Genomic DNA, 19,195 nt, shown 5'->3' with positions numbered 1-19,195 from the left:
CAGCGCGTCGAGTACCACGTCAGCCGCTCGCCACGCCGTCCGGAACGCGGCCCTGCCGGGTCCAGGCCAGCAGCTGAGGCAGCGACCAGGTCGTGACCACACGCCCGGCGGGCACCCCGCACTCCTGCGCGCGGGCGCAGCCGTGGATCTGCCAGTCCAGCTGGCCGGGCGCGTGCGCGTCGGTGTCGATCGAGAACAGCACCCCCGCCCGCACGGCGGCACGCAGCAGGCGCCGTGGCGGATCGAGGCGTTCGGGGCGGCTGTTGATCTCCACCGCCGTACCGGACTCGGCGCACGCCGCGAACACCTCTTCGGCGTCGAACTCCGACTCGGGCCGCCCTCGTCCCGTCACCAGCCGTCCGGTGCAGTGCCCGAGGACGTTCGCGTGCGGATCGCGTACGGCGGCCACCATGCGCCGGGTCATCGAGCGGGCGTCCATCCGCAGCTTGGAGTGCACGGACACCACCACGACGTCCAGCTGGTCGAGCAGTTCGGGTTCCTGGTCGAGTGAACCGTCGTCGAGGATGTCGCACTCGATGCCGGTCAGCAGCCGGAACGGCGCCCATGTCTCGTTCAGCTCCGCCACCACGTCCAGCTGGCGGCGCAGTCGCTCGGGTGACAGCCCGCGCGCCACGGTCAGCCGGGGTGAGTGGTCGGTCAGGGCGGCCCACTCGTGGCCGAGCGCCGCAGCCGCCCGGCCCATCTCGTCGATGGGGCTGCCGCCGTCGGACCAGTCCGAGTGCAGATGGCAGTCCCCGCGCAGCAGGGCCCGCAGCTCCTCCCCGCCCGGCGTCGGCGGCGCCCCGGCGGCCTCGCCCTCCAGCTTCTCCAGATAGCCGGGCACCCGCCCCTCCAGCGCCTCGCGCACCACCTGCGCCGTCTTCGGACCGAGCCCCTTCAGGGCCTCCAGTGTCCCGGCGTCCGCCCGCTCGCGGACCTCCGCGCCGGAGAGCGGGGACAGCACCCGGGACGCCGTACGGAAGGCGCGCACACGGTAGGTGGGCGCGAGGGACCGCTCCAGCAGAAAGGCGATCCGGTCCAGAGCCTCGACGGGGTCCATCGCTACCTCCACCTCCAGCGTTGCCCAGCTGCCCGGGGAGCGCACGACGAGTGTGCGCTCCCCGGGGGCAGGCGGGACTGTGCGGGCACCCCCGGGCCCGCTGGTCGGGTGACGTACGACTCTCCCTCCCGCCGGATGCGATCTACGCTCGGTTCATGACCGAAAGCGCGAGCCCGTACATGGCCAACCCGCGGATCCTGGTGCTCGGGGTGCAGCCGGGCACGCCGCCGTTCCGGATCGTGGAGATCGACGGCGAGGTGGTCGGCGAGGCGAAGACCGTCACCGACGTTCTGGAGGCCGCCGCGGCGTTCGGCATCACGGTCCACGACCTGGACGACCCGGCGGTGGTCCGCTGGGTGGGCGGCGACAAGTTCACCTGGCGCCGACACTGATCGACCGGGCCCGCCGACCGCCCACTCCTGGTTGCCCCGGTCACCCCTTCGGCTTGCGCGCGTGCACCGCCCGGCTCATCCGCCGCCCCAGCAGGAGGTAGCCGACGAGCGCTCCGGTGGTGTTGAGGATGACGTCGTCGATGTCGAAGGCCCGCCCCGTGATCAGCGCGCCCTGGGCGAACTCGACCATGAGCATCACGACCGCGGTCAGCAGCAGGATGCGCAGGATCCCGCGGGTGCGCGGGGCCACGACCGGCACCAGGATGCCGAACGGGACGCCCAGCAGCAGGTTGCCGCCGATCTGCTTGACGGCGTCCCGCAGTTCCGGCTGATCCAGATAGGCCCGCAGGGAACTGCCCGGATGGATGTTGGTGTGCGTCAGCTCCACCGACGCGGGGGAGGGCTCCAGGGTCAGCCGCGCCAGGACGACGGCGAAGGCCACCATGAAGGCGAACGCACAGAGCACCGCCAGCAGACGCAGCGGCCACGGCAGGGGACGCCGCTCCTGGCTCGATCTCTGGGGTGAACGCTCGTTGCGGCTCGTCTTCTGCTTCTGCGGAGGGCGCTCGGTCTTGGAGGTGCGGGTGCGCAACACTGCTCGCGTTCGTGAGGCTGCCCAGGCCATCCATTCCTCCAGATTTCAAGTTCCCGGTGTCGTTAGGCGGTTACCCGCGAACTGCCCGACGATGCGCCTCCCTGCCCCTGCCCGGAGGCGGCTTCCAGACGGTGTGGCACTGCTCGTGGGGGTCGGTTCGCGCGGGCACCGTCCTGTCCGGTGCCCGCGCCCCGCGGGGGATCCACCACGGCTGATCAGGTGCCGTAGGTGACCTTCACCTCCTTGAAGCCGAGGGAGCCGAGCAGACCCTTCAGCATGGTGGTGGTGTTGGTCTCGGCACGCCTCGTCAGCTCACTCTCCTTCGCGGCGTCGGTGATGTGCCGAACGGCGAGCTTCTGCACGGCCTGCTCGCCGTTGGGGTTGTCCGAGAAGAAGTCGCCGAGCCGGTCGAGCAGACCGCGCTGCTTGGAGACGGCGTACGAGCGGTCGGCGTCCAGCGTTGCCTTGCCGAGTCGGGCGTGCGGCAGTCGCAGCGTGGCGGACGTACGGTCGGCGTTGACCGTCACGTCGTTCTTGCCGACCTGGCCGAGGTCGACGTAGGCGTCGACGGAGCCCGCCCCGACGTACAGGGTGCGGGAGCCGCGGATCGCGTCGGGCAGGTACTTGGTGTCCTTCTCCAGGTCCACGACGACCTGGAAATTGCCGGAGGCGGCGTCGTAACGGCTGATGTCCTGGATGGACTGCAGCAGTGTGGGGCCGGTTCGGTCGTGGGTCTCGGTGCCGAACAGGTCCTTGAGGCCCGGCAGCACACTCAGCCGGATCCCCGCGAAGAACACGACGAGCACCAGTACCACGGCGCTCACTGCCTTCGCCCAGCCGGGCATGCGTCCGGACACGCGTCTGATGGGAGTCGTCATGGCGACGGCCCTCCTTCCTACCGAACGGATGCCCCTCAAAGGCCTTGGCAGACCGACTCGTTGGCCGGTTGGCGCCGCTGACGGCAGCAGAGGGGCGCACTAGCGTGGAGAAAACCTCCCTACCGGCGCATCTGGAGACCCGGATGAGCGCAGACCGCACCCCCCGCCCCCTTCCTCCCATGCACCGCGTGACCTTCCCCGAGTCCGGTCCGCCCCGGCCGACCTCCCTCGCCACCGGCACCCCGGTATGGCTCGTGACCCGGTACGCGGAGGCGCGTCAGGTCCTCATGGACCCCCGCTTCGACCGGCGGTCCCTGCACGCCGATGACGCGCCGCCGCTGCTTGTCGTACCGAACCTGCTGGACTCACCGGACGGTCTCCTCAACCAGGACGGCCCCGCCCACCACCGGCTGCGCGGCACGGTCCAGCGGGCGTTCACCCCCCGTGCCGTCGCCCGCTGGCGGCCCTGGGTGGCCTCGGTGGTGGAAACCCTCCTCGACGACTTCGCCGAGCGGCCCCACCCCGCCGACATCATCGAGGGGTTCACGCGTCCGCTGCCGGTCTCGGTCGTCTCCCGGCTGATGGGTCTCGGCCACGCGGACTGGGAACGCATCCGCTCCTGGGCCGACCACGCCCTGTCCGGCGGCGCGCACACCGCCGAGGAAGTCGGCCGCGCGATGCGGGAGTTCGGGGTCTTCGCCGCCGACCTGGTCGCCGAGCGCCGCAAGGAACCGGGCGACGACCTGGTGAGCGCGCTGGTGGCGGCGGGCGACGGGGTCGGGATCGAGGAACGGCACCTGGTCATGCTGGTCCTCGGACTGGTCGTGGCCGGACACGAGACGACCATGACCGCCCTCGGCAACATCGTCGTCCACCTCCTCACCGACGGGAAGGAGGCCTGGCCGGGGCTGGCCGAGGGCGAGGAGGCGGCCACGACGGCGGTCGAACAGCTGCTGCGGACCGTCCCGCTCAGCGAGGGCAGGGTGCTGCCCGGTCTGATCCGCCGGGCCCTCACCGACGTCGAGATCGGCGGAGTGACGATCCCGGCGGGCAGCGTGGTCGCGGTCCAGCTCAACTCGGCCAACCGCGACCCGGACGTCTTCCCGCCCGGCCCGCCCGACCTGTTCGCACCGCTGAACCCGCCCAGCGTGGTCTTCGGCGCCGGCCCCCACCACTGCCTCGGCGCCTGGCTCGCCCGCCTGGAACTCGGCCTGGCCCTGCACCGGCTGGCCGTCCGCTTCCCCCGCCTGCGCGCCGAGTTCACGCCGGACACCATCGAGTGGCGGGAGGGCCAGATGACGCGCGGTCCCCGACGACTGCCGGTGTCCTGGTGAGCATCCCTTCGAAGGCACGAAGGCACACTCGCGCTAACCATGCCGTGCGCCCGTGGACGGTCCGCGACCGGAATTCGCCCGGCCCGTAGCATGACCCCTGCAACCGGAATGATCATGCTAGGAGCGGATCGTGCGAGACATCGCCGTGTTCAGCGGGAGCGCCCATCCCGAGCTGGCCCAGGAGGTCTGCGCGCATCTCGGCGTGCCGCTCAGCCCCACCCGGGTCAGCCGGTTCGCCAATGACTGTCTGGAGATACAGCTCCAGGCCAACTGCCGGGAACGGGATGTCTTCCTCATCCAGCCACTGGTCAAGCCGGTCCAGGAGCATCTGGTGGAGCTGCTGCTGATGTGCGACGCCGCGCGCGGGGCCTCGGCCGGCCGGATCAGTGTCGTGATGCCGCACTACTCCTACGCCCGCTCCGACAAGAAGGACGAGCCCCGCATCTCCCTCGGCGGGCGGCTGGTCGCCGATCTGCTGGTGGCCGCGGGCGCCAGCCGGGTCCTGGCGATGACGCTGCACTCGCCGCAGGTCCACGGCTTCTTCTCGGTCCCGGTGGACCACCTGCACGCGCTGCGCGAGCTCGCCGTCCACTTCCGGCAGTACGACCTGTCCCGCACCACCGTCGTCTCGCCGGACCTCGGCAACGCCAAGGAGGCCGCCGCGTTCGCCCGGATGATCGGCGCCCAGGTGGCGGCCGGCGCCAAACAGCGGTTCGCGGACGACCGCGTCAGCATCAGCTCCGTCATCGGCGAGGTCGCCGGACGGGACGTCATCGTGCTGGACGACGAGATCGCCAAGGGCAGCACGGTGCTGGAACTCCTCGACCGGCTGCGGGAGTTGGGACCCCGCTCGATCCGGGTGGCCTGCACGCACGGGCTGTTCGCGGCCGGAGCGCTGAAGCGGATCGGGGAGCAGCCCGACGTCCTGGAGATCGTGTGCACGAACACCGTGCCGGTCCCCGAGGAGGAGCGCACCGAGAAGCTGCGCATCCTCACCGTCGCCCCGGCGCTCGCCGAGGCCGTACGCCGGATCCACAATGGCGAGTCCGTCAGCGCCCTGTTCGACGCGCCGCCGACCGAGTAGCCGTCGCGCCGCGAAGGGCGGCACGCGAGGAGGCTCGCGAAAGGGCTCGCGGTCACACGGGGCCGGACGTGGCCTCCGGCTGTTCCAGGGCCGCGTCCAGCGTCGGCATCGGCGGGAGCAGCCTGGCCAGGCCCGTGACCCGCAGGACGCGCAGGGTGAGCGGATGCGTGCACACCAGGAGCAGCCGTCCGCCCCCGTCCCGCACCCGCGCCCGGGCGCGGTAGAGCAGTCGCAGCCCGGAGCAGTCGAAGAACTCCACGCCGCTGAGGTCGATCACCAGACGGACGTCGGGTTGCCCCGTCACCTGGTCCAGATACGGGATGATCTCCATGGCCGCGGCGATGTCGATCTCTCCGTGTAACTCCAGCACCGTGTGTCCCCGGTCCTGGTGGATGCGCAGATGCCGGGCGAGCGGTGCGGGTTCCTGCTGCACGACTCCATCGCCTCCAACTGGCTCCCAGGGCGGCAAGGGAGAGCCCAAACCCCCCGCCCGCTCTGCAAGTTACCCTCGATGGATCAAATTTGAGCATGTTCGATTGACATATGTCATCGAATTGCGACGCGCGACTTACGACAGGGCCTGCCAGGCCTTGGTGAGCGCCTCCCGGAACTGCTGGGTCTGGTGCCGGGTGAGGTCCCGCACCATCCGCTCCTCCAGCTCCCGGACGAGACCCTCGTGGTGCGCGAGCAGTTCGCGGCCCGCGTCGGTCAGCAGGATCAGCAGCTCGCGGCGGTTGCGGGGATTGCGCTCCCGGTGCACCAGCCCGCGGTTCTCCAGGGACCGTACGAGATCGGCGGTCGACTGGGCGGTCACGAACGAGTCGCGGGCCAGTTGCGCGGCCGACAGTCCGTCGTGTCGCTCCAGGACCGTGAGCGCGGTGTACTGGAGAGCGGTGATCCCCGACGGCCTGACCAGCTCGTCCAGTCGGGAGCGCGCGACGAGCTCCACCTGTTTCACCATGTAGAGGAGCGACGGGGTCGCCTTGGTCGCCTGGGAGTCGAGCATGAGTTCACCCTAGAGCATTGACAGGAAACCTGTCTGTAAAGAGACTGCGGACCAACAGGAATCCTGTTTGTTGAAATCTTGGCAATGAGGCTGAGGAGTGGCGATGACCACCTTCGAGATCGAACCCGGCCGGCTGTTCATCGGGGGCCAGTGGCGCGAGGCCGCCGACGGAGCGCGCACCGAGGTGGTCGACCCGTCCCGGGGCGCGGTCGTCACGACCGTCGCGGAGGCGGGCGAGGCCGATGTGGACGACGCCGTACGCGCCGCCCGTGCGGCCTTCGACGGGGGCGCCTGGTCAGGGCTGAGCGGCCGCGAGCGGGGCCGGATCCTGCATCGTGTCGCCGAGCTGATCCGGGAGAACGCCGACGACATCGCGTACCTGGAGAGCCTCGACGTGGGCAAGCCGATCACGCTGTGCCACGCCGTCGACGTGACGAACGCGGCCAACGACTACGAGCACTTCGCCGCGCTCGCCCACTCCCTGCACGGCTCGAACCGTGACACCCCCATGAACGCCCTCGCCTACACCCGGCGTGAGCCGATCGGGGTGGTCGCCGCGATCACGCCCTTCAACTTCCCGCTGATCCTGGCCGGATCCAAGATCGCCCCGGCGCTCGCGGCCGGCAACACGGTCGTGCACAAACCGGCCGACGAGACCCCGCTCAGTGCCCTCTACATGGCCCGCCTCTTCCAGAAGGCGGGGGTCCCGGACGGTGTGGTCAACATCGTCACCGGCGCCGGCCCGGTGGCCGGGGAGGCGCTGCTGCGGCACAGCGGCGTCGACAAGATCGCCTTCACCGGCTCCACCGCCGTGGGCCGGCACGCCGCGAGCGTCGCCGGGCAGGCCCTCAAGCCCGTCACCATGGAGCTCGGCGGCAACGCGGCCCACGTGGTCTTCGAGGACGCCGACCTGGAGAAGGCGGTCGGCGCCGTCATCAAGGGCTTCGTCTTCAACACCGGGCAGTTCTGCATGGGCGGCCCCAGGCTGCTGGTGGCGCGCCCGGTGTACAGCACCCTCCTCGGCATCCTCGCCGAGGCCGTCCCCGGTGTACCGGTCGGCGACCCGCGCCGGGCCGAGACCGTCGTCGGGCCGATGGCGGGGGAGAAGCACCTGAGGAAGGTCGAGGAGTACGTCGCCCTGGCCCGCAAGGAGGGCGGCCGCGTCGTCTGCGGCGGTGAGCGTCTCGACCTGGACGGCGGTTACTACTACCGGCCCACCGTGATCGCGGACCTCCCCAACGACTCCCGGGTGGTGCAGGAGGAGATCTTCGGGCCGGTCCTCACCGTGCAGCCCTTCGACTCCGAGGAGGAGGCCGTCACCCTCGCCAACTCCACGCCGTACGGCCTGGCCTCCGGCGTCCAGACCGGCAACCTCGCCCGTGCCCACCGGGTCGCCGCACGGCTCCAGGCGGGCATCGTGTGGATCAACGACTGGGCGATGCTCGATCCCGCGGTGCCGTTCGGCGGGGTCAAGGACTCCGGCTTCGGCCGCGAGTACGGGCCCGAGGCGTTCGCCGCCTACACCAAGGTCAAGTCCGTCGTCGTCTCGCTCGACTGAGCGCGCTCTCCAAGGAGTTCCTGCGATGTCCTTCACCACCCGCGCTGCCGTCGTCGAGTCCGGCGGAGCGCCCTTCACCCTCAGTGACGTTGAGCTCGACGAGCCCGGGGCGCACGAGGCGGTCGTCCGGATGGTCGCCACCGGCCTGTGTCACACCGACCTCGGTGTGGCGAGCGGCGGACTGCCCTTTCCGCTCCCCGGAGTTCTCGGGCACGAGGGTGCGGGCGTCGTCGAGGCTGTCGGGTCCGCCGTGACCGGCGTCGCTCCCGGCGACCATGTCGTGCTGTCCTTCACCTCCTGCGGCGACTGCCGCAACTGCCGGGGCGGCCACCCCGCGTACTGCGACGGCTGGCTGCCGCTGAACCTCATCGGCGGCCGGCGCGCCGACGGCACCAGCACCATCAGCCGCGACGGCGAGCCGCTCGGCGGTCACTTCTTCGGCCAGTCCTCGTTCGCCGAACGGGCGTTGGTCGACGAGCGCAGCCTGGTCAAGGTCGACCCGGAGGTTCCGCTGGAGTCGATCGCCCCGCTGGGCTGCGGAGTGCAGACGGGTGTCGGCGCCGTCTGGAACGTGCTGAAGCCGGTCACCGGCAGCACCCTCGTGGTCCTCGGCGCCGGAGCCGTCGGACTGTCCGCGGTCATGGCGGCCGCCCTCAGCCCCGCCACCACCGTCGTCGCCGTCGACCGGGTGGCCGAACGCCTGCAACTCGCCAAGGAGTTGGGCGCCACCCACACCGTCACCGCGGGCGAGAGGGACCTCGGTGAGGCGCTCGCGGAGATCACCGGCGGTCACGGCGCGGACGGCGTGGTGGAGACCACCGGCAACGTCGGCGTGCTGCGCCAGGGTGTCGACGCGCTCGCCGCCCGCGGCACCCTGGTGATCGTCGGCGCCCCGCCGTTCGGCACCGAGGTCGCCCTGGACGTCAACGGGATGCTCGGCGGCAAGCAGGTCGTGGGACTGACCCTCGGTGACGCCGAGACACAGACGTTCATCCCCGCCCTGGTCCGGCTGGTGAAGGAGGGGCGGCTTCCGCTGCACCGCCTGATCAGCACGTATCCGTTCGCGGACATCGACCAGGCGGTGCGCGACATGGGCGCGGGCAAGGCGATCAAGCCGGTGCTCACGTTCTGAAGCAGGCGGTGCCCACGTTCTGACCTAACCGGTCGGGGGACCGGCTCAGTCGACCGTGAGGACCAGCTTCCCCGTGGTCCGGCCGGTTTCGCCCAGCGCATGCGCCTCGGCGGCATCGGCCAGCGGGAAGGTACGGGCGACCGTGGGCCTCAGCCTCCCCTGCTCGACGAGGTCCGCGATCGCCCTCATCCCGGCCCGGTCGGCGTCCACGAGCATCCTGAGTGCCCGTACGCCGAGCCGCTCGGCCTCCTCGAAGAAGTCCTCCGATCCGATCGGCAGGATCGACACCACGATCCCGCCCGGCCGCAGGACGCGCAGCGAACGCACCGAGGTCTCGTCGCCCAGCGTGTCCAGCACGACGTCGACGTCCTTCACCGCGTCGACGAAGTCCGTCTCCCGGTAGTCGATCGCCTCGTCCACGCCGATGCCGCGCAGGAATTCGTGCTTGCCCGCACTCGCGGTACCGATCACATACGCGCCCCGCGCCTTGGCGATCTGCGCGGCGACGTGCCCGACACCGCCGGCCGCCGCGTGGATCAGCACCCGCTGCCCCGGCTGGAGGTCCGCGTTCTCGACCAGGGCCTGCCACGCCGTCAGGGAGACCAGCGGCAGCGCGGCGGCCTGGGTGTGGTCGATCACGGACGGCTTGTGGGTGAGGGCCCGGACCGGGGCGATGACGTACTCGGCGTGCGAGCCGTGGCCGTACGGGTACGGCAGCATGCCGAAGACCTCGTCGCCGGGCCGGAACGTGGCCACACCGACGCCGACCGCCTCGACCACGCCGGACACGTCCCAGCCGAGCACGAAGGGCGGCTCGCCGAGGAAGGCGCCGAACGCCCGGTGCTTCCAGTCGGTCGGGTTGACCCCGGCGGCGCGCACCCGCACCAGTACCTCATTCGCACGTGGCTCCGGACGCGCCAGCTCCACTTCCTTCAGCACCTCGGGACCGCCGAGGACGTCCTGACTGATGGCTCGCATCGTGTTCTCACTGCTCATGCGCACCAGCCTGCCGGAGCGGCCCCATCCCAGGGAATGGCACGATTGCCAACCTTCGATAGGATCGTGCCATGAGTGGCGAACAGCGGGTGGAACGGGTCGTGGTGCTGGCCCTGGACGGGGTGTATCCCTTCGAACTGGGCATCCCCAGCCGGATCTTCGGCGCGGCGGGCGGCCGGTACGAGGTGCTGACCTGCAGCGTCGACGGACAACCCGTGCGCACCAACGCCGACTTCACGATCGGTGTCGAGCACGGGCCCGAGATCCTGGCGACGGCCGACACGGTCGTGGTCGCCTCCGTGGCGTCCTCGCACATCCCCACCGAGCTGTCCGCCGAGCTCGCCGCCGCGCTCGACCTGATCCGCCCGGACGCGCGGATCGTGTCCATCTGCACCGCCGCCTTCGTGCTGGCCGCGGCGGGCCTCCTCGACGGCCGGAAGGCCACTACGCACTGGCATGTGGCCGATCTGTTCCGGCGTACGTACCCGAACGTCGACCTCGACCCCGACGTGCTCTTCGTGCATGACGGCCGGATCCTCACCTCGGCGGGCGCGGCCTCCGGAGTCGACGTCTGCCTGCACGTCGTCCGCACCGACCACGGCGGCGACCTGGCCAACTGGGTGGCCCGCTGCTGCGTGGTACCCCCCTTCCGGGAGGGCGGCCAGGCCCAGTACATCGAGCAGCCCGTCCCCGAACTCGGCGCCGTCGGCACGGCCGCCACGCGAGCCTGGGCGCTGGAACGCCTTGACGAACCGCTCACCCTGGCCGACCTCGCCGCCCACTCCCGGATGAGCCTGCGCACCTTCGCCCGCCGCTTCAACGACGAGGTCGGCCTCAGCCCTGGCCGCTGGCTGATCCAGCAGCGGGTGACACGGGCCCGTCAGCTGCTGGAGGCGAGCGACCTGTCGGTGGACCAGATCGCCGGCCAGGTCGGGTTCGCCACGGGCGCCTCGCTGCGCCAGCACCTGCGGGCCGCGATCGGGGTCGCGCCGCAGACGTACCGGCGCACCTTCAAGGCCACCGCCGTCGCCCGCTGAACGTCGCGGACGGCTCTCACCGGCTCGCGTGCAGGGCGACCAGCAGCTGCCACACCTGGTCGGCGATGTGGGCGGCGTCGGCTTCGAGGAGCCCGTGCAGCCAGTCGGCCAGGACTCCGGCGAAGGTGGCGGCGACGGCGGAGGCGACCAGCGGGGCGTCGGCCGCGCCCGCGAGTTCACGCTCGCGCAGGCTGTAGGCCCGCAGGTCCCGGTTCAGCACACCTCCCAGCGGGCCGCCGCCACCCGGCGCGAGCAGGGCCCGGTACAGCGCGGCATGGGGGGAGAGGGAGGCGAAGAACTCCGCCAGCGCGGGCGGCGCGTGCACCGGATCGGGGCGCCCGCGCCAGGCGTGCAGCGCCTCGACGGCCTCCCGTACGACGTCCGCGCAGGCGTCGACCGCCAGCGCCTCCAGGTCGGCGTAGTGGACGTAGAACGTCGCCCGGCCGACACCCGCCCGCCGTACCAGCGCGGCCACCCCGACCTCCGACAGGGGGCGCTCGGCGCACTCGTCGAGGAGGGCCCGGCGCAGTCGCTCCCGGGTGCGCGCGGCCCGCGGGTCCCCGGGTCCGCCGCGGGTCATCGCGCGAGCAGGACGGCGCCCAGGGCGAGCGCGCCCGGCAGGGCCTGCGCGAACAGGATCCGACGGTTCGCCGTGACGGCGCCGTACACCCCCGCGACCACGACACAGCACAGGAAGAAGACCTGGGCGCGGAAACCGGTCGGATCGGCGGCGATCAGACCCCACACCAGACCCGCGGCGAGGAAGCCGTTGTAGAGCCCCTGGTTGGCGGCCATGGGTGCGGTCGCCCGGGCCATCTCGGCATCGAAGCCGTGCAGCGATCTGCCGGGCTTCTTCTGCCACAGGAACATCTCCAGCACCAGGATGTAGGCGTGCAGGGCGGCCACCAGGCCTACCAGCACATTCGCGACCGTCTCCACGCGCGGCACTCCTTCATAGCGACAAATTATTGGACAGGTGTCCACCATACATGGACACCTGTCCAAGAGTCGTGCAGGAGACGAGCGGCCGGTCACCGTTCGTAGGGATGTCGGGTCACCGTGAGCGGCCGGTCACCGACTGAATCGGGCGGCTCGGGATATCCGCAAGTAAGAGGGCGGGGCACGGACGTCCCGCGCCCCGAACCCTTCGGAGGAGACATGGTCTTGGTGAAAGCGGGTGTCATCGTGCTCGACTGTGCCGAGCCGGAGAAGCTCGCGGTGTTCTACAAGGAACTGCTGGAGGCCGAGCAGACACACGAGAGCGCCAACCGGGTGGAGATCAGGGCCGACGACGGGCTCCGGATCGCCTTCCGGCGTGACGTGAACGCGACGCCGCCGAGCTGGCCCCGTCCGGAGAACGCCCTCCAGGCCCACCTGGATTTCGTGGTGGAGGATCTGGACGACGCGGAGCGCAGGGTCATCGGGCTCGGCGGGCGGCCGCTGGAGACCAAGGACGCCAGCGGGCCGTACGAGGAACGCGGTTTCGCCGACCCGGCCGGCCACTCCTTCACCCTTCGCCTGGTCCCGTCGACGGCGCCCAAGCAGGGCTGAGCGCCGTCCGAACCGGCGGCCGGGGAGCGGGTCAGTCCCGGCCGCCCTTCTCCTCGGAGGGCCAGGCGCCGGTGGAGCGCTCGATGGCCTTGGCGCCCGCGCGATCCACCGCGCTGCGCACCACGGCGAAGATGGCGCCCTGGACCGCGGCGGCGAACAGGATCTCTCCCCAGCCGCGGTCCCGGTCCAGCGCGTCGGGCGCGTCGTCCTCGTGCCGGATCACCTTCCAGGTCTTCTGGAAGGCCAGTCCGGCCAGCGTCCCGCTCGTCCAGCCCAGCAGGAAGCCGATGGGCTTGTAGGCGAGGGGCATCTTTTTCTTCTTCGCCATGTCACTCTCCTTCGTCGGTGGGCGGGTCTTCAGCGGGTCGGTCGTCAGCGGGTGGGCCGGTGCTCAGCCGGAACCGTCTCGGCCGCCGGAGCCGGCCCCGGCGGGGTCCCGTCCCCGAACGGCCGGCCGCCCAGTTCCTCCCGGTGATGAGGGGTCAGCCAGCCCGACAGATCCGGCCCCAGGGGCACGATGCCGGTCGGATTGATACCGGTGTGCACCTGGTGGTAGTGCCGCTTGATGTGGTCGAAGTCGACCGTGTCGCCGAAGCCGGGTGTCTGGTAGAGATCGCGGACGTACGCCCACAGGACCGGGTTCTCGGCCACTTTCCAGCGGTTGCACTTGAAGTGACCGTGGTAGACCGCGTCGAAACGGACCAAAGTGGTGAACAGCCGGATGTCCGCCTCGGTGAGGGTGTCACCGACGAGATAGCGCTGCCGGGCAAGACGCGGTGTCAGCAGCTCCAGCCGACGGAACACACCGGCGCAGGCGGCCTCGTACTCCTCCTGGCCGGTCGCGAAGCCCGCCCGGTACACACCGTTGTTGACGTCCTCGTAGACCTCCGCCATCACCGAGTCGATCTCGTCGCGCAGCGCCACCGGATACAGGTCGGGCGCCCCCTCCCGGTGCAGGGCCGTCCACTCGGTGGCGAGGTCCAGGGTGATCTGCTGGTAGTCGTTGGTGACCAGCTTCCCGCTGGGCACGTCCACGATCGCGGGCACGCTCACCCCGCCCGGGTAGTCCCGCTCCCGCTCGTCATAGGCCTCACTGAGGAAGCGGATGCCGAGGACCGGGTCGCGGTCGTCCGGGTCCAGGGTGAAGCGCCAACTGCGGTCGTCCTGGATCGGATCGGCGATCGCGAGGGAGAGTGCGTCCTCCAGACCGAGCAGACGCCGGGAGATCAGCGCCCGGCTCGCCCACGGACAGGCGCGGCTGGCCACCAGGCGGTAGCGGCCCGCCTCCACCGGCCAGCCGTCGCGGCCGTCCGCGGTGATCCGGTCCGCGAAATGGCTCTTGGACCGCTTGAACGCCTTCCTCCCGTACCCGCTGTTGCCGTCCTCGCCGGCGGTCATGCCGTCCTCCCTGCTGTCCCTCGCGGTACGCCCGCCACTGTGCTCGGCGGTACGCCTGCCCTGGTGAACGCGTTCCCCGTTTTCCGCCGACGGCACGGTGTGAGCTGAAATGACCGGGGCAGTCGGCGGAGGTGACAGGGACATCCTCAAGTAAGAAAGCCGACCGGAAGACACGCGTCACGGTGCTCGTGGCGCTCGCCGCGAACCTGGTGATCGCGGTCGCCAAAGCCGTGGGCGGGATCTTCGCCGCCTCACCGGCGCTCCTCTCCGAAGCCGCGCACTCCGTCGCGGACAGCCTCAACGAGGTCTTCCTCCTGGCGGCGCTGCGCCGCAGCCGCCGCCCCGCCGACCGGCGCCACCCCTTCGGCTACGGCAAGGAGCGCTTCTTCTGGTCGCTGCTCGCGGCCGTCGGGATCTTCGTGATGGGCGGCTGCTTCTCCTTCTTCCAGGGCATCGACGCGCTCCGCAACGGGGCCGAGGAGAAGCAGAGCGGATACGTGGCCGGCCTGATCGTGCTGGGCGTCGCCCTGCTCGCCGAGGGGGCCTCGCTGGTCAGGGCGCTGTACCAGGTGCGCCGCCAGGGCCGGGGCATGGACGGCCTGCGTGACCCGGCGCTGCGCACGGTCGTCGCCGAGGACGGCACGGCGGTGCTGGGTGTCACGCTCGCGATGATCGGCATGGCGCTGCATATGATCACCGGGCAGGTGGTGTGGGAGGCGTCCGCCTCACTGACGATCGGCGCGCTGCTCGTCTACGTCGCCTACCGGCTGGGACGCGAGGCACGGGACCAGCTGATCGGAGAGGCGGCCGACCCGGAGGCCAGCGGCCGGATCCGGGCCCTGCTGGACGCCCAGCCCGAGATAGACAGCGTGGAGGCGCTGTTCACGATGAAGATGGGTCTGGACTCGGTGCTGGTCGCCGCCCGCGTCGACCTGATGCCCGGAATGGACAGCGAACGGGTCGAGGAGGTCGCCGTACGGATCAAGCGGTCGATCGCCGACATCGTCTCGGAGGCGGACCAGATCTTCCTCGACGTGACCGACCGACCTGCCGCCGAGGCACGAGAAAGCCCCGCCGCGACGGGGGAGCGCGGCGGGGCCTGACCGTCGGGTGCCCGGCGGACGCGGGTCCATGCGTCCGCCGGGCGATATTTTTTTCCGACGGGTTCAGCTCCCCTGGACGGGCTCCAGCACGAAGACCGGGATGTCCCGGTCTGTCTTCTTCTGGTAGTCGGCGTACTGCGGGAAGGCCGCGACGGCACGTTCCCACCACTCGGCCTTCTCCGCCCCGGTGACCTCACGGGCCCTCATGTCCTGCTTCACCGGGCCGTCCTGGAGCTCCACCTGGGGATCAGCCTTGACGTTGTGGTACCAGACGGGGTGTTTGGGTGCCCCGCCCAGGGAGGCGACCACGGCGTAACGCCCGTCATGCTCCACGCGCATCAGCGGCGTCTTGCGAAGCTTGCCGCTCTTCGAGCCCCGGGTCGTCAGCAGGATGACCGGCATCCCCGTGTCCATCAGGGTCGTCCCCTTGGTGCCGCCCGAGCTCTCGTACAGCTCCACCTGGTCGCGCACCCACTGCGTCGGGCTGGGTTCGTACTCGCCCTCAAGAGGCATGGCATCCGTCCCATCGTCATCGACTACGGCTTGCTCGCACACGGTTCAACATCGAACCGTGCGAGATCCATCCTTACCGTTTTCCGTGACGACGCCAAAGGGCGCCCCTGGCTATTACCTCCCCGGTAATCGCGCGAACGGGCCGCGTGGGGCACCGTCGTGGACGACCCGGCACGACAGCCGTCCGTCCCCGTGAGAGGGCCGCACCATGACCATGACCTCCGTCCCGACGACCCGTACCGTGGTCCAGGACCTGCTGCTGCGGATCGGCGAGGGCGACCCGGAGCAGATCGCCGAGTTGTACGCCGAGCGGGTGGACTGGAAGCTGAACTGGCCCGAGGGCGAGCACGGCCGTGCCGAGACCCCCTGGATCCGGCACCGGGCCACCCGGGCCGACGCCGCGGCCCACTACCGCGAACTGGCCGCCCACCACCGTCCCGGGCAGGCGGGCACGGAGATCGAACGCGTCCTGGTGGACGGTGCCGACGCCGTGGTGCTCGGCGAGATCCGGCAGACCGCCGCGGCCACCGGGCGCCCCTATCGCGCCAGGTTCGCCCTCCATCTCACCGTCGAGGACGGCCTGATCGTCCGACACCACGTCTACGAGGACAGCCTCGCGGTGGCTCACGCCTTCACACCGTGACCGGCCGGCCCGCTCACGCGCACGCCTGGGACGATCGGCCCGCTCACCCCGGAGCCACGAGCATCCGCACCGCCAGGGCCGTCATCACGCCGCTCGACACCAGCGCCGTCACCAGTCGCCCCCGGTTCCCGGTCAGAGCACGGCCCAGCAAGGCGCCGCCTCCGGCGAGCAGCAACTGCCAACTCGCGGACGCGGTGAAGGCCGCCAGCACGAACACCCCCTGTTCCAGGGGCCGTACGGCCTCCTCGGCCCGGGTGCCCAGCACCAGCGCGGTGAAGTAGACCACGGTGGTCGGGTTGAGCAGGGTGATCCCGAGCAGTCCCAGAAAGGCCCGCGCCGGGCCTGGCGGAGGCGGTTCGGAACGGGTGGCGAGGCGGTGGCCCCGGTGCCGGCGCACGGCCGTGACCGCGCCCCGGACCGCCAACACGATCAGCACCAGCGCGGAGGCCCAGCGCAGCGGCCCGAGCACCGGCCGCAGCGCACCGGCGAGAGCGGCGCCACCGAGCGTGGCCAGCAGGGCGTACCAGCCGTCGGCGGTCGCGACGCCGAGCGCGGCGCAGCTCCCGGTCCGCCAGGACGTACGGGCGGTGAGGGAGACCAGATAGGTTCCGACCGCGCCGACGGGCACGGCGATGCCGTACCCCGCGAGCAGCCCCGCGACGAGCGCGGCGGTCACGAGCGCGGCGGCGTCGGACTCCCCGGTCGGCCGGACTGCTGACGGCGGGCCACCGGGCGGATGGCGGTGGCGGCGGACGGCAGAAGGGCATCGAACGTAGACATGGCCAGATCCTGAGGGTGCGGACCGAGCGGCGACAACCCGTTTTCCCAGGGATGCCCGTCGCCTGGGGCGCCGGGGCGAATGCCATCCTCCGATGCGCGGGCGTGAAGCGATCATCCCCGGCCAGATTGCGCGCGTCGCTGATCTGGCCGAACTTGTCGTCGCCTCATAGATGCCTGAAGCATCTAATGAAGATCTGCACGACGTTCTCCCTGTCTGCGAGGTCTCCATGCCAGAAACGGAATCCGTCGCCTTCCCACAGGACCGCACCTGTCCCTATCACCCGCCGACCGCCTACGACCCGCTGCGCGAGACCCGGCCACTGACCCGGATCGAGCTCTTCGACGGCCGCCCCGCCTGGCTGGTCAGCGGGCACGCCACCGCCCGCGCCCTGCTGGCCGACCGGCGTCTGTCCACCGACCGCACCCACCCCGACTTCCCCGCGCCCACGGCCCGCTTCGCGGCGGCCCGGAACCGGAAGACCGCGCTGCTGGGCGTCGACGGCCGGGAGCACCAGACCCAGCGGCGGATGATGATCCCCGCCTTCACCCTGAAACGCGCCACCGAAATGCGTCCGCGCATCCAGCAGGTCGTCGACGAACGCCTGGACGCGATGATCGCGCAGGGGCCGCCCGCCGAGCTGGTGAGCGCCTTCGCGCTGCCCGTGCCCTCGACGGTGATCTGTGCTCTGCTCGGTGTCCCCTACGCCGACCACGACTTCTTCGAGGGCCAGTCACGACGGCTGCTGCGTGGACCGACGGCCGAGGACACCTCGGACGCTCGTGACCGACTGGAGGCGTACCTGGGCGAGTTGATCGACCACAAGCAGAAGCAGCCGGAGCCAGGGGACGGCGTGCTGGACGACCTCGTCCACCAGCGGCTGCGCGACGGCGAACTCGACCGTCAGGAGGTGATCTCCCTGGCGCTCATCCTGCTGGTCGCGGGCCACGAGACCACCGCCAACATGATCTCGCTGGGTACCTACACGCTCCTGCGACACCCGGACCGGCTGGCCGAGTTGCGCGCCGACCCCGCGCTGGTGCCCACCGCGGTCGAGGAGCTCATGCGGATGCTGTCGATCGCCGACGGGCTGCTGCGGCGGGCCACCGACGACATCGAGGTGGCGGGAACGACGATCCGCGCGGGCGACGGCGTGGTCTTCGCGACCTCGGTCATCAACCGCGACGAGGGCGTCTACCCCGACCCCGACACCCTGGACTGGCAACGGTCGGCCCGCCACCACGTCAGTTTCGGCTTCGGCGTCCACCAGTGCCTCGGCCAGAACCTGGCCCGCGCCGAACTGGAGATCGCCCTGCGGACCCTCTTCGACCGACTGCCCACGCTCCGCCTCGCGGCCCCGGCGGACGAGATCCCCTTCAAGCCCGGCGACACGATCCAGGGGATGCTGGAACTCCCCGTGACCTGGTAGGGGCTGCGGTCATGCACATCGACATCGACAAGGACGTCTGTATCGGCGCCGGCCAGTGCGCCCTCGCCGCCCCGGGCGTCTTCACCCAGGACGACGACGGCCTCAGCACCCTGCTGCCGGGCCGGGAGGACGGCGCGGGCGACCCGATGGTCCGGGAGGCGGCCCGGGCCTGCCCGGTCACCGCCATCACGGTGTCCGAGACGGTGCGCTGAGCCTCGACAGGATTCGGCGGAGGTCTCTCGGGTGGTGGTTGCCGCCGCGTGGGCAGCAACCACCACTGGGTCAGAACTGCCTGATCAGGGGTTGGCGCAGATCGCGTACACGCTGATGCCGACGCTGGAGTAGCCGTCCTGCCGGCCGAGGGCGATCCAGCCGGTGCCGTCGGCGGTGGGGAAGCTGCCGACCAGTACCGCGCCGTTGCCCTGGGCCTCGGCGCCGCCGCCGATGACCCTCTTGCCCGACGGGCAGTAGAGGGTCCGGCGCTGGAAGTTGGGAACGTTGGCGTTGGGGAGCTGGACGATCTGGTAGCCGTCCACGCCCGCGGCCCGCACCGGCGCCTTGGCCGCGACAGCCTGGCTGCCCGCGCTCTCGCCGGCGGTGGCCTGGGCGGCCCAGCCGACTCCGGACACCAGGGCCAGGGCCAGAACGCCCGCGCCGATCGCCTGCTTGCCTCGCATACGTATGTCCTTCCGTCAGGAGGGCCCCGGA

Annotated in this window: 24 protein-coding genes; 11 read left to right on the top strand and 13 right to left on the bottom strand. The window is 71.0% G+C overall.

All coding sequences use genetic code 11. The annotated features are described in order from the left end of the window. Positions 1 to 19: 19 nt before the first annotated feature. Complete coding sequence (locus ACFYRY_RS25780; protein WP_389150065.1) at positions 20 to 1,060, bottom strand: PHP domain-containing protein; 1,041 nt, start codon at positions 1,058 to 1,060, stop codon at positions 20 to 22. A 155-nt stretch (positions 1,061 to 1,215) separates the two neighbouring features. Between ACFYRY_RS25780 and ACFYRY_RS25775 the strand changes: the two genes are divergently transcribed. Then, a complete protein-coding gene (locus tag ACFYRY_RS25775) occupies positions 1,216 to 1,452 on the top strand; it encodes a hypothetical protein (RefSeq protein WP_389150063.1) in 237 nt (78 codons plus the stop codon). 40 nt (positions 1,453 to 1,492) lie between these two features. On the opposite strand, the gene ACFYRY_RS25770 is transcribed toward ACFYRY_RS25775, so the two are convergent. Beyond that, entirely contained in the window at positions 1,493 to 2,077 is a 585-nt protein-coding gene (locus ACFYRY_RS25770; RefSeq protein WP_389150061.1) for a VanZ family protein, read from the bottom strand. Positions 2,078 to 2,262: 185 nt separating this feature from the next. Next, complete coding sequence (locus tag ACFYRY_RS25765) at positions 2,263 to 2,925, bottom strand: DUF4230 domain-containing protein (protein WP_389150058.1); 663 nt, start codon at positions 2,923 to 2,925, stop codon at positions 2,263 to 2,265. Positions 2,926 to 3,068: 143 nt separating this feature from the next. Between ACFYRY_RS25765 and ACFYRY_RS25760 the strand changes: the two genes are divergently transcribed. Together ACFYRY_RS25760 and ACFYRY_RS25755 are read left to right on the top strand one after the other, a co-directional pair. Further along, positions 3,069 to 4,259, top strand: a complete 1,191-nt coding sequence (locus tag ACFYRY_RS25760) for a cytochrome P450 (RefSeq protein WP_389150055.1) — start codon at positions 3,069 to 3,071, stop codon at positions 4,257 to 4,259. Between the two features lie 130 nt (positions 4,260 to 4,389). Then, on the top strand, positions 4,390 to 5,343 hold the full coding sequence (locus ACFYRY_RS25755) for a ribose-phosphate diphosphokinase (RefSeq protein ID WP_389150052.1): 954 nt from the start codon (positions 4,390 to 4,392) through the stop codon (positions 5,341 to 5,343). 52 nt (positions 5,344 to 5,395) lie between these two features. Here ACFYRY_RS25755 and ACFYRY_RS25750 read toward each other — a convergent pair whose 3' ends face one another. Both ACFYRY_RS25750 and ACFYRY_RS25745 read right to left on the bottom strand, forming a co-directional pair. After that, positions 5,396 to 5,776, bottom strand: a complete 381-nt coding sequence (locus ACFYRY_RS25750) for an anti-sigma factor antagonist (RefSeq protein WP_389150049.1) — start codon at positions 5,774 to 5,776, stop codon at positions 5,396 to 5,398. Positions 5,777 to 5,911: 135 nt separating this feature from the next. Further along, positions 5,912 to 6,349 carry a MarR family winged helix-turn-helix transcriptional regulator gene (locus tag ACFYRY_RS25745; RefSeq protein ID WP_389150046.1) on the bottom strand — a complete coding sequence of 146 codons (438 nt, stop codon included), beginning with the start codon at positions 6,347 to 6,349 and terminating at the stop codon, positions 5,912 to 5,914. Between the two features lie 103 nt (positions 6,350 to 6,452). Between ACFYRY_RS25745 and ACFYRY_RS25740 the strand changes: the two genes are divergently transcribed. Both ACFYRY_RS25740 and ACFYRY_RS25735 read left to right on the top strand, forming a co-directional pair. Continuing rightward, positions 6,453 to 7,907: an aldehyde dehydrogenase family protein gene (locus ACFYRY_RS25740; RefSeq protein ID WP_389150043.1), complete on the top strand. Its 1,455-nt coding sequence runs from the start codon at positions 6,453 to 6,455 to the stop codon at positions 7,905 to 7,907. Between the two features lie 25 nt (positions 7,908 to 7,932). Then, the gene (locus ACFYRY_RS25735) at positions 7,933 to 9,039 is read left to right on the top strand and encodes an NAD(P)-dependent alcohol dehydrogenase (RefSeq protein WP_389150041.1); all 1,107 of its coding nucleotides are present in this window, start codon (positions 7,933 to 7,935) and stop codon (positions 9,037 to 9,039) included. A gap of 45 nt (positions 9,040 to 9,084) precedes the next feature. Here ACFYRY_RS25735 and ACFYRY_RS25730 read toward each other — a convergent pair whose 3' ends face one another. Next, on the bottom strand, positions 9,085 to 10,035 hold the full coding sequence (locus ACFYRY_RS25730) for an NADP-dependent oxidoreductase (protein ID WP_389150038.1): 951 nt from the start codon (positions 10,033 to 10,035) through the stop codon (positions 9,085 to 9,087). A gap of 71 nt (positions 10,036 to 10,106) precedes the next feature. Between ACFYRY_RS25730 and ACFYRY_RS25725 the strand changes: the two genes are divergently transcribed. Next, positions 10,107 to 11,072, top strand: coding sequence for a GlxA family transcriptional regulator (locus ACFYRY_RS25725; RefSeq protein WP_389150035.1), 966 nt, complete (start codon positions 10,107 to 10,109; stop codon positions 11,070 to 11,072). Positions 11,073 to 11,088: 16 nt separating this feature from the next. Here ACFYRY_RS25725 and ACFYRY_RS25720 read toward each other — a convergent pair whose 3' ends face one another. Next, positions 11,089 to 11,652 carry a TetR/AcrR family transcriptional regulator gene (locus tag ACFYRY_RS25720; protein ID WP_389150032.1) on the bottom strand — a complete coding sequence of 188 codons (564 nt, stop codon included), beginning with the start codon at positions 11,650 to 11,652 and terminating at the stop codon, positions 11,089 to 11,091. Further along, the gene (locus tag ACFYRY_RS25715) at positions 11,649 to 12,011 is read right to left on the bottom strand and encodes a DUF1304 domain-containing protein (protein ID WP_389150029.1); all 363 of its coding nucleotides are present in this window, start codon (positions 12,009 to 12,011) and stop codon (positions 11,649 to 11,651) included. Before ACFYRY_RS25715 ends, ACFYRY_RS25720 begins: the two co-directional genes overlap by 4 nt. A 219-nt stretch (positions 12,012 to 12,230) precedes the next feature. On the opposite strand from ACFYRY_RS25715, the gene ACFYRY_RS25710 reads away from it, so the two are divergent. Further along, positions 12,231 to 12,623, top strand: coding sequence for a VOC family protein (locus ACFYRY_RS25710; RefSeq protein ID WP_356774123.1), 393 nt, complete (start codon positions 12,231 to 12,233; stop codon positions 12,621 to 12,623). Between the two features lie 31 nt (positions 12,624 to 12,654). Here ACFYRY_RS25710 and ACFYRY_RS25705 read toward each other — a convergent pair whose 3' ends face one another. Both ACFYRY_RS25705 and ACFYRY_RS25700 read right to left on the bottom strand, forming a co-directional pair. Continuing rightward, on the bottom strand, positions 12,655 to 12,951 hold the full coding sequence (locus ACFYRY_RS25705; RefSeq protein ID WP_389150027.1) for a DUF4235 domain-containing protein: 297 nt from the start codon (positions 12,949 to 12,951) through the stop codon (positions 12,655 to 12,657). A 44-nt stretch (positions 12,952 to 12,995) separates the two neighbouring features. Further along, a complete protein-coding gene (locus tag ACFYRY_RS25700) occupies positions 12,996 to 14,021 on the bottom strand; it encodes a glutathione S-transferase family protein (protein ID WP_389150025.1) in 1,026 nt (341 codons plus the stop codon). A 131-nt stretch (positions 14,022 to 14,152) separates the two neighbouring features. Between ACFYRY_RS25700 and ACFYRY_RS25695 the strand changes: the two genes are divergently transcribed. Then, positions 14,153 to 15,124, top strand: coding sequence for a cation diffusion facilitator family transporter (locus tag ACFYRY_RS25695; RefSeq protein WP_389150022.1), 972 nt, complete (start codon positions 14,153 to 14,155; stop codon positions 15,122 to 15,124). A 63-nt stretch (positions 15,125 to 15,187) separates the two neighbouring features. On the opposite strand, the gene ACFYRY_RS25690 is transcribed toward ACFYRY_RS25695, so the two are convergent. Beyond that, complete coding sequence (locus ACFYRY_RS25690; RefSeq protein WP_389150019.1) at positions 15,188 to 15,637, bottom strand: nitroreductase family deazaflavin-dependent oxidoreductase; 450 nt, start codon at positions 15,635 to 15,637, stop codon at positions 15,188 to 15,190. A gap of 214 nt (positions 15,638 to 15,851) precedes the next feature. Between ACFYRY_RS25690 and ACFYRY_RS25685 the strand changes: the two genes are divergently transcribed. Next, complete coding sequence (locus ACFYRY_RS25685; protein WP_389150299.1) at positions 15,852 to 16,280, top strand: nuclear transport factor 2 family protein; 429 nt, start codon at positions 15,852 to 15,854, stop codon at positions 16,278 to 16,280. 43 nt (positions 16,281 to 16,323) lie between these two features. Here the strand turns inward: ACFYRY_RS25685 and ACFYRY_RS25680 are convergent, their stop codons facing one another. Continuing rightward, positions 16,324 to 16,956, bottom strand: a complete 633-nt coding sequence (locus tag ACFYRY_RS25680) for a LysE family transporter (RefSeq protein ID WP_389150016.1) — start codon at positions 16,954 to 16,956, stop codon at positions 16,324 to 16,326. Positions 16,957 to 17,287: 331 nt separating this feature from the next. Here ACFYRY_RS25680 and ACFYRY_RS25675 point away from each other — a divergent pair, with 331 nt between their 5' ends. Both ACFYRY_RS25675 and ACFYRY_RS25670 read left to right on the top strand, forming a co-directional pair. Further along, positions 17,288 to 18,487, top strand: a complete 1,200-nt coding sequence (locus ACFYRY_RS25675) for a cytochrome P450 (protein WP_389150013.1) — start codon at positions 17,288 to 17,290, stop codon at positions 18,485 to 18,487. An 11-nt stretch (positions 18,488 to 18,498) separates the two neighbouring features. Continuing rightward, on the top strand, positions 18,499 to 18,699 hold the full coding sequence (locus tag ACFYRY_RS25670) for a ferredoxin (protein ID WP_389150010.1): 201 nt from the start codon (positions 18,499 to 18,501) through the stop codon (positions 18,697 to 18,699). Positions 18,700 to 18,783: 84 nt separating this feature from the next. Here ACFYRY_RS25670 and ACFYRY_RS25665 read toward each other — a convergent pair whose 3' ends face one another. Continuing rightward, positions 18,784 to 19,164 carry a hypothetical protein gene (locus ACFYRY_RS25665; RefSeq protein WP_389150007.1) on the bottom strand — a complete coding sequence of 127 codons (381 nt, stop codon included), beginning with the start codon at positions 19,162 to 19,164 and terminating at the stop codon, positions 18,784 to 18,786. Between the last annotated feature and the right edge of the window lie 31 nt (positions 19,165 to 19,195).

This window comes from Streptomyces sp. NPDC005263 (assembly GCF_042872365.1).
GTDB lineage: Bacteria > Actinomycetota > Actinomycetes > Streptomycetales > Streptomycetaceae > Streptomyces.
The sequence above is the reverse complement of the archived record's forward strand: the minus strand, read 5'-3'. Positions and strand labels throughout refer to the sequence as shown.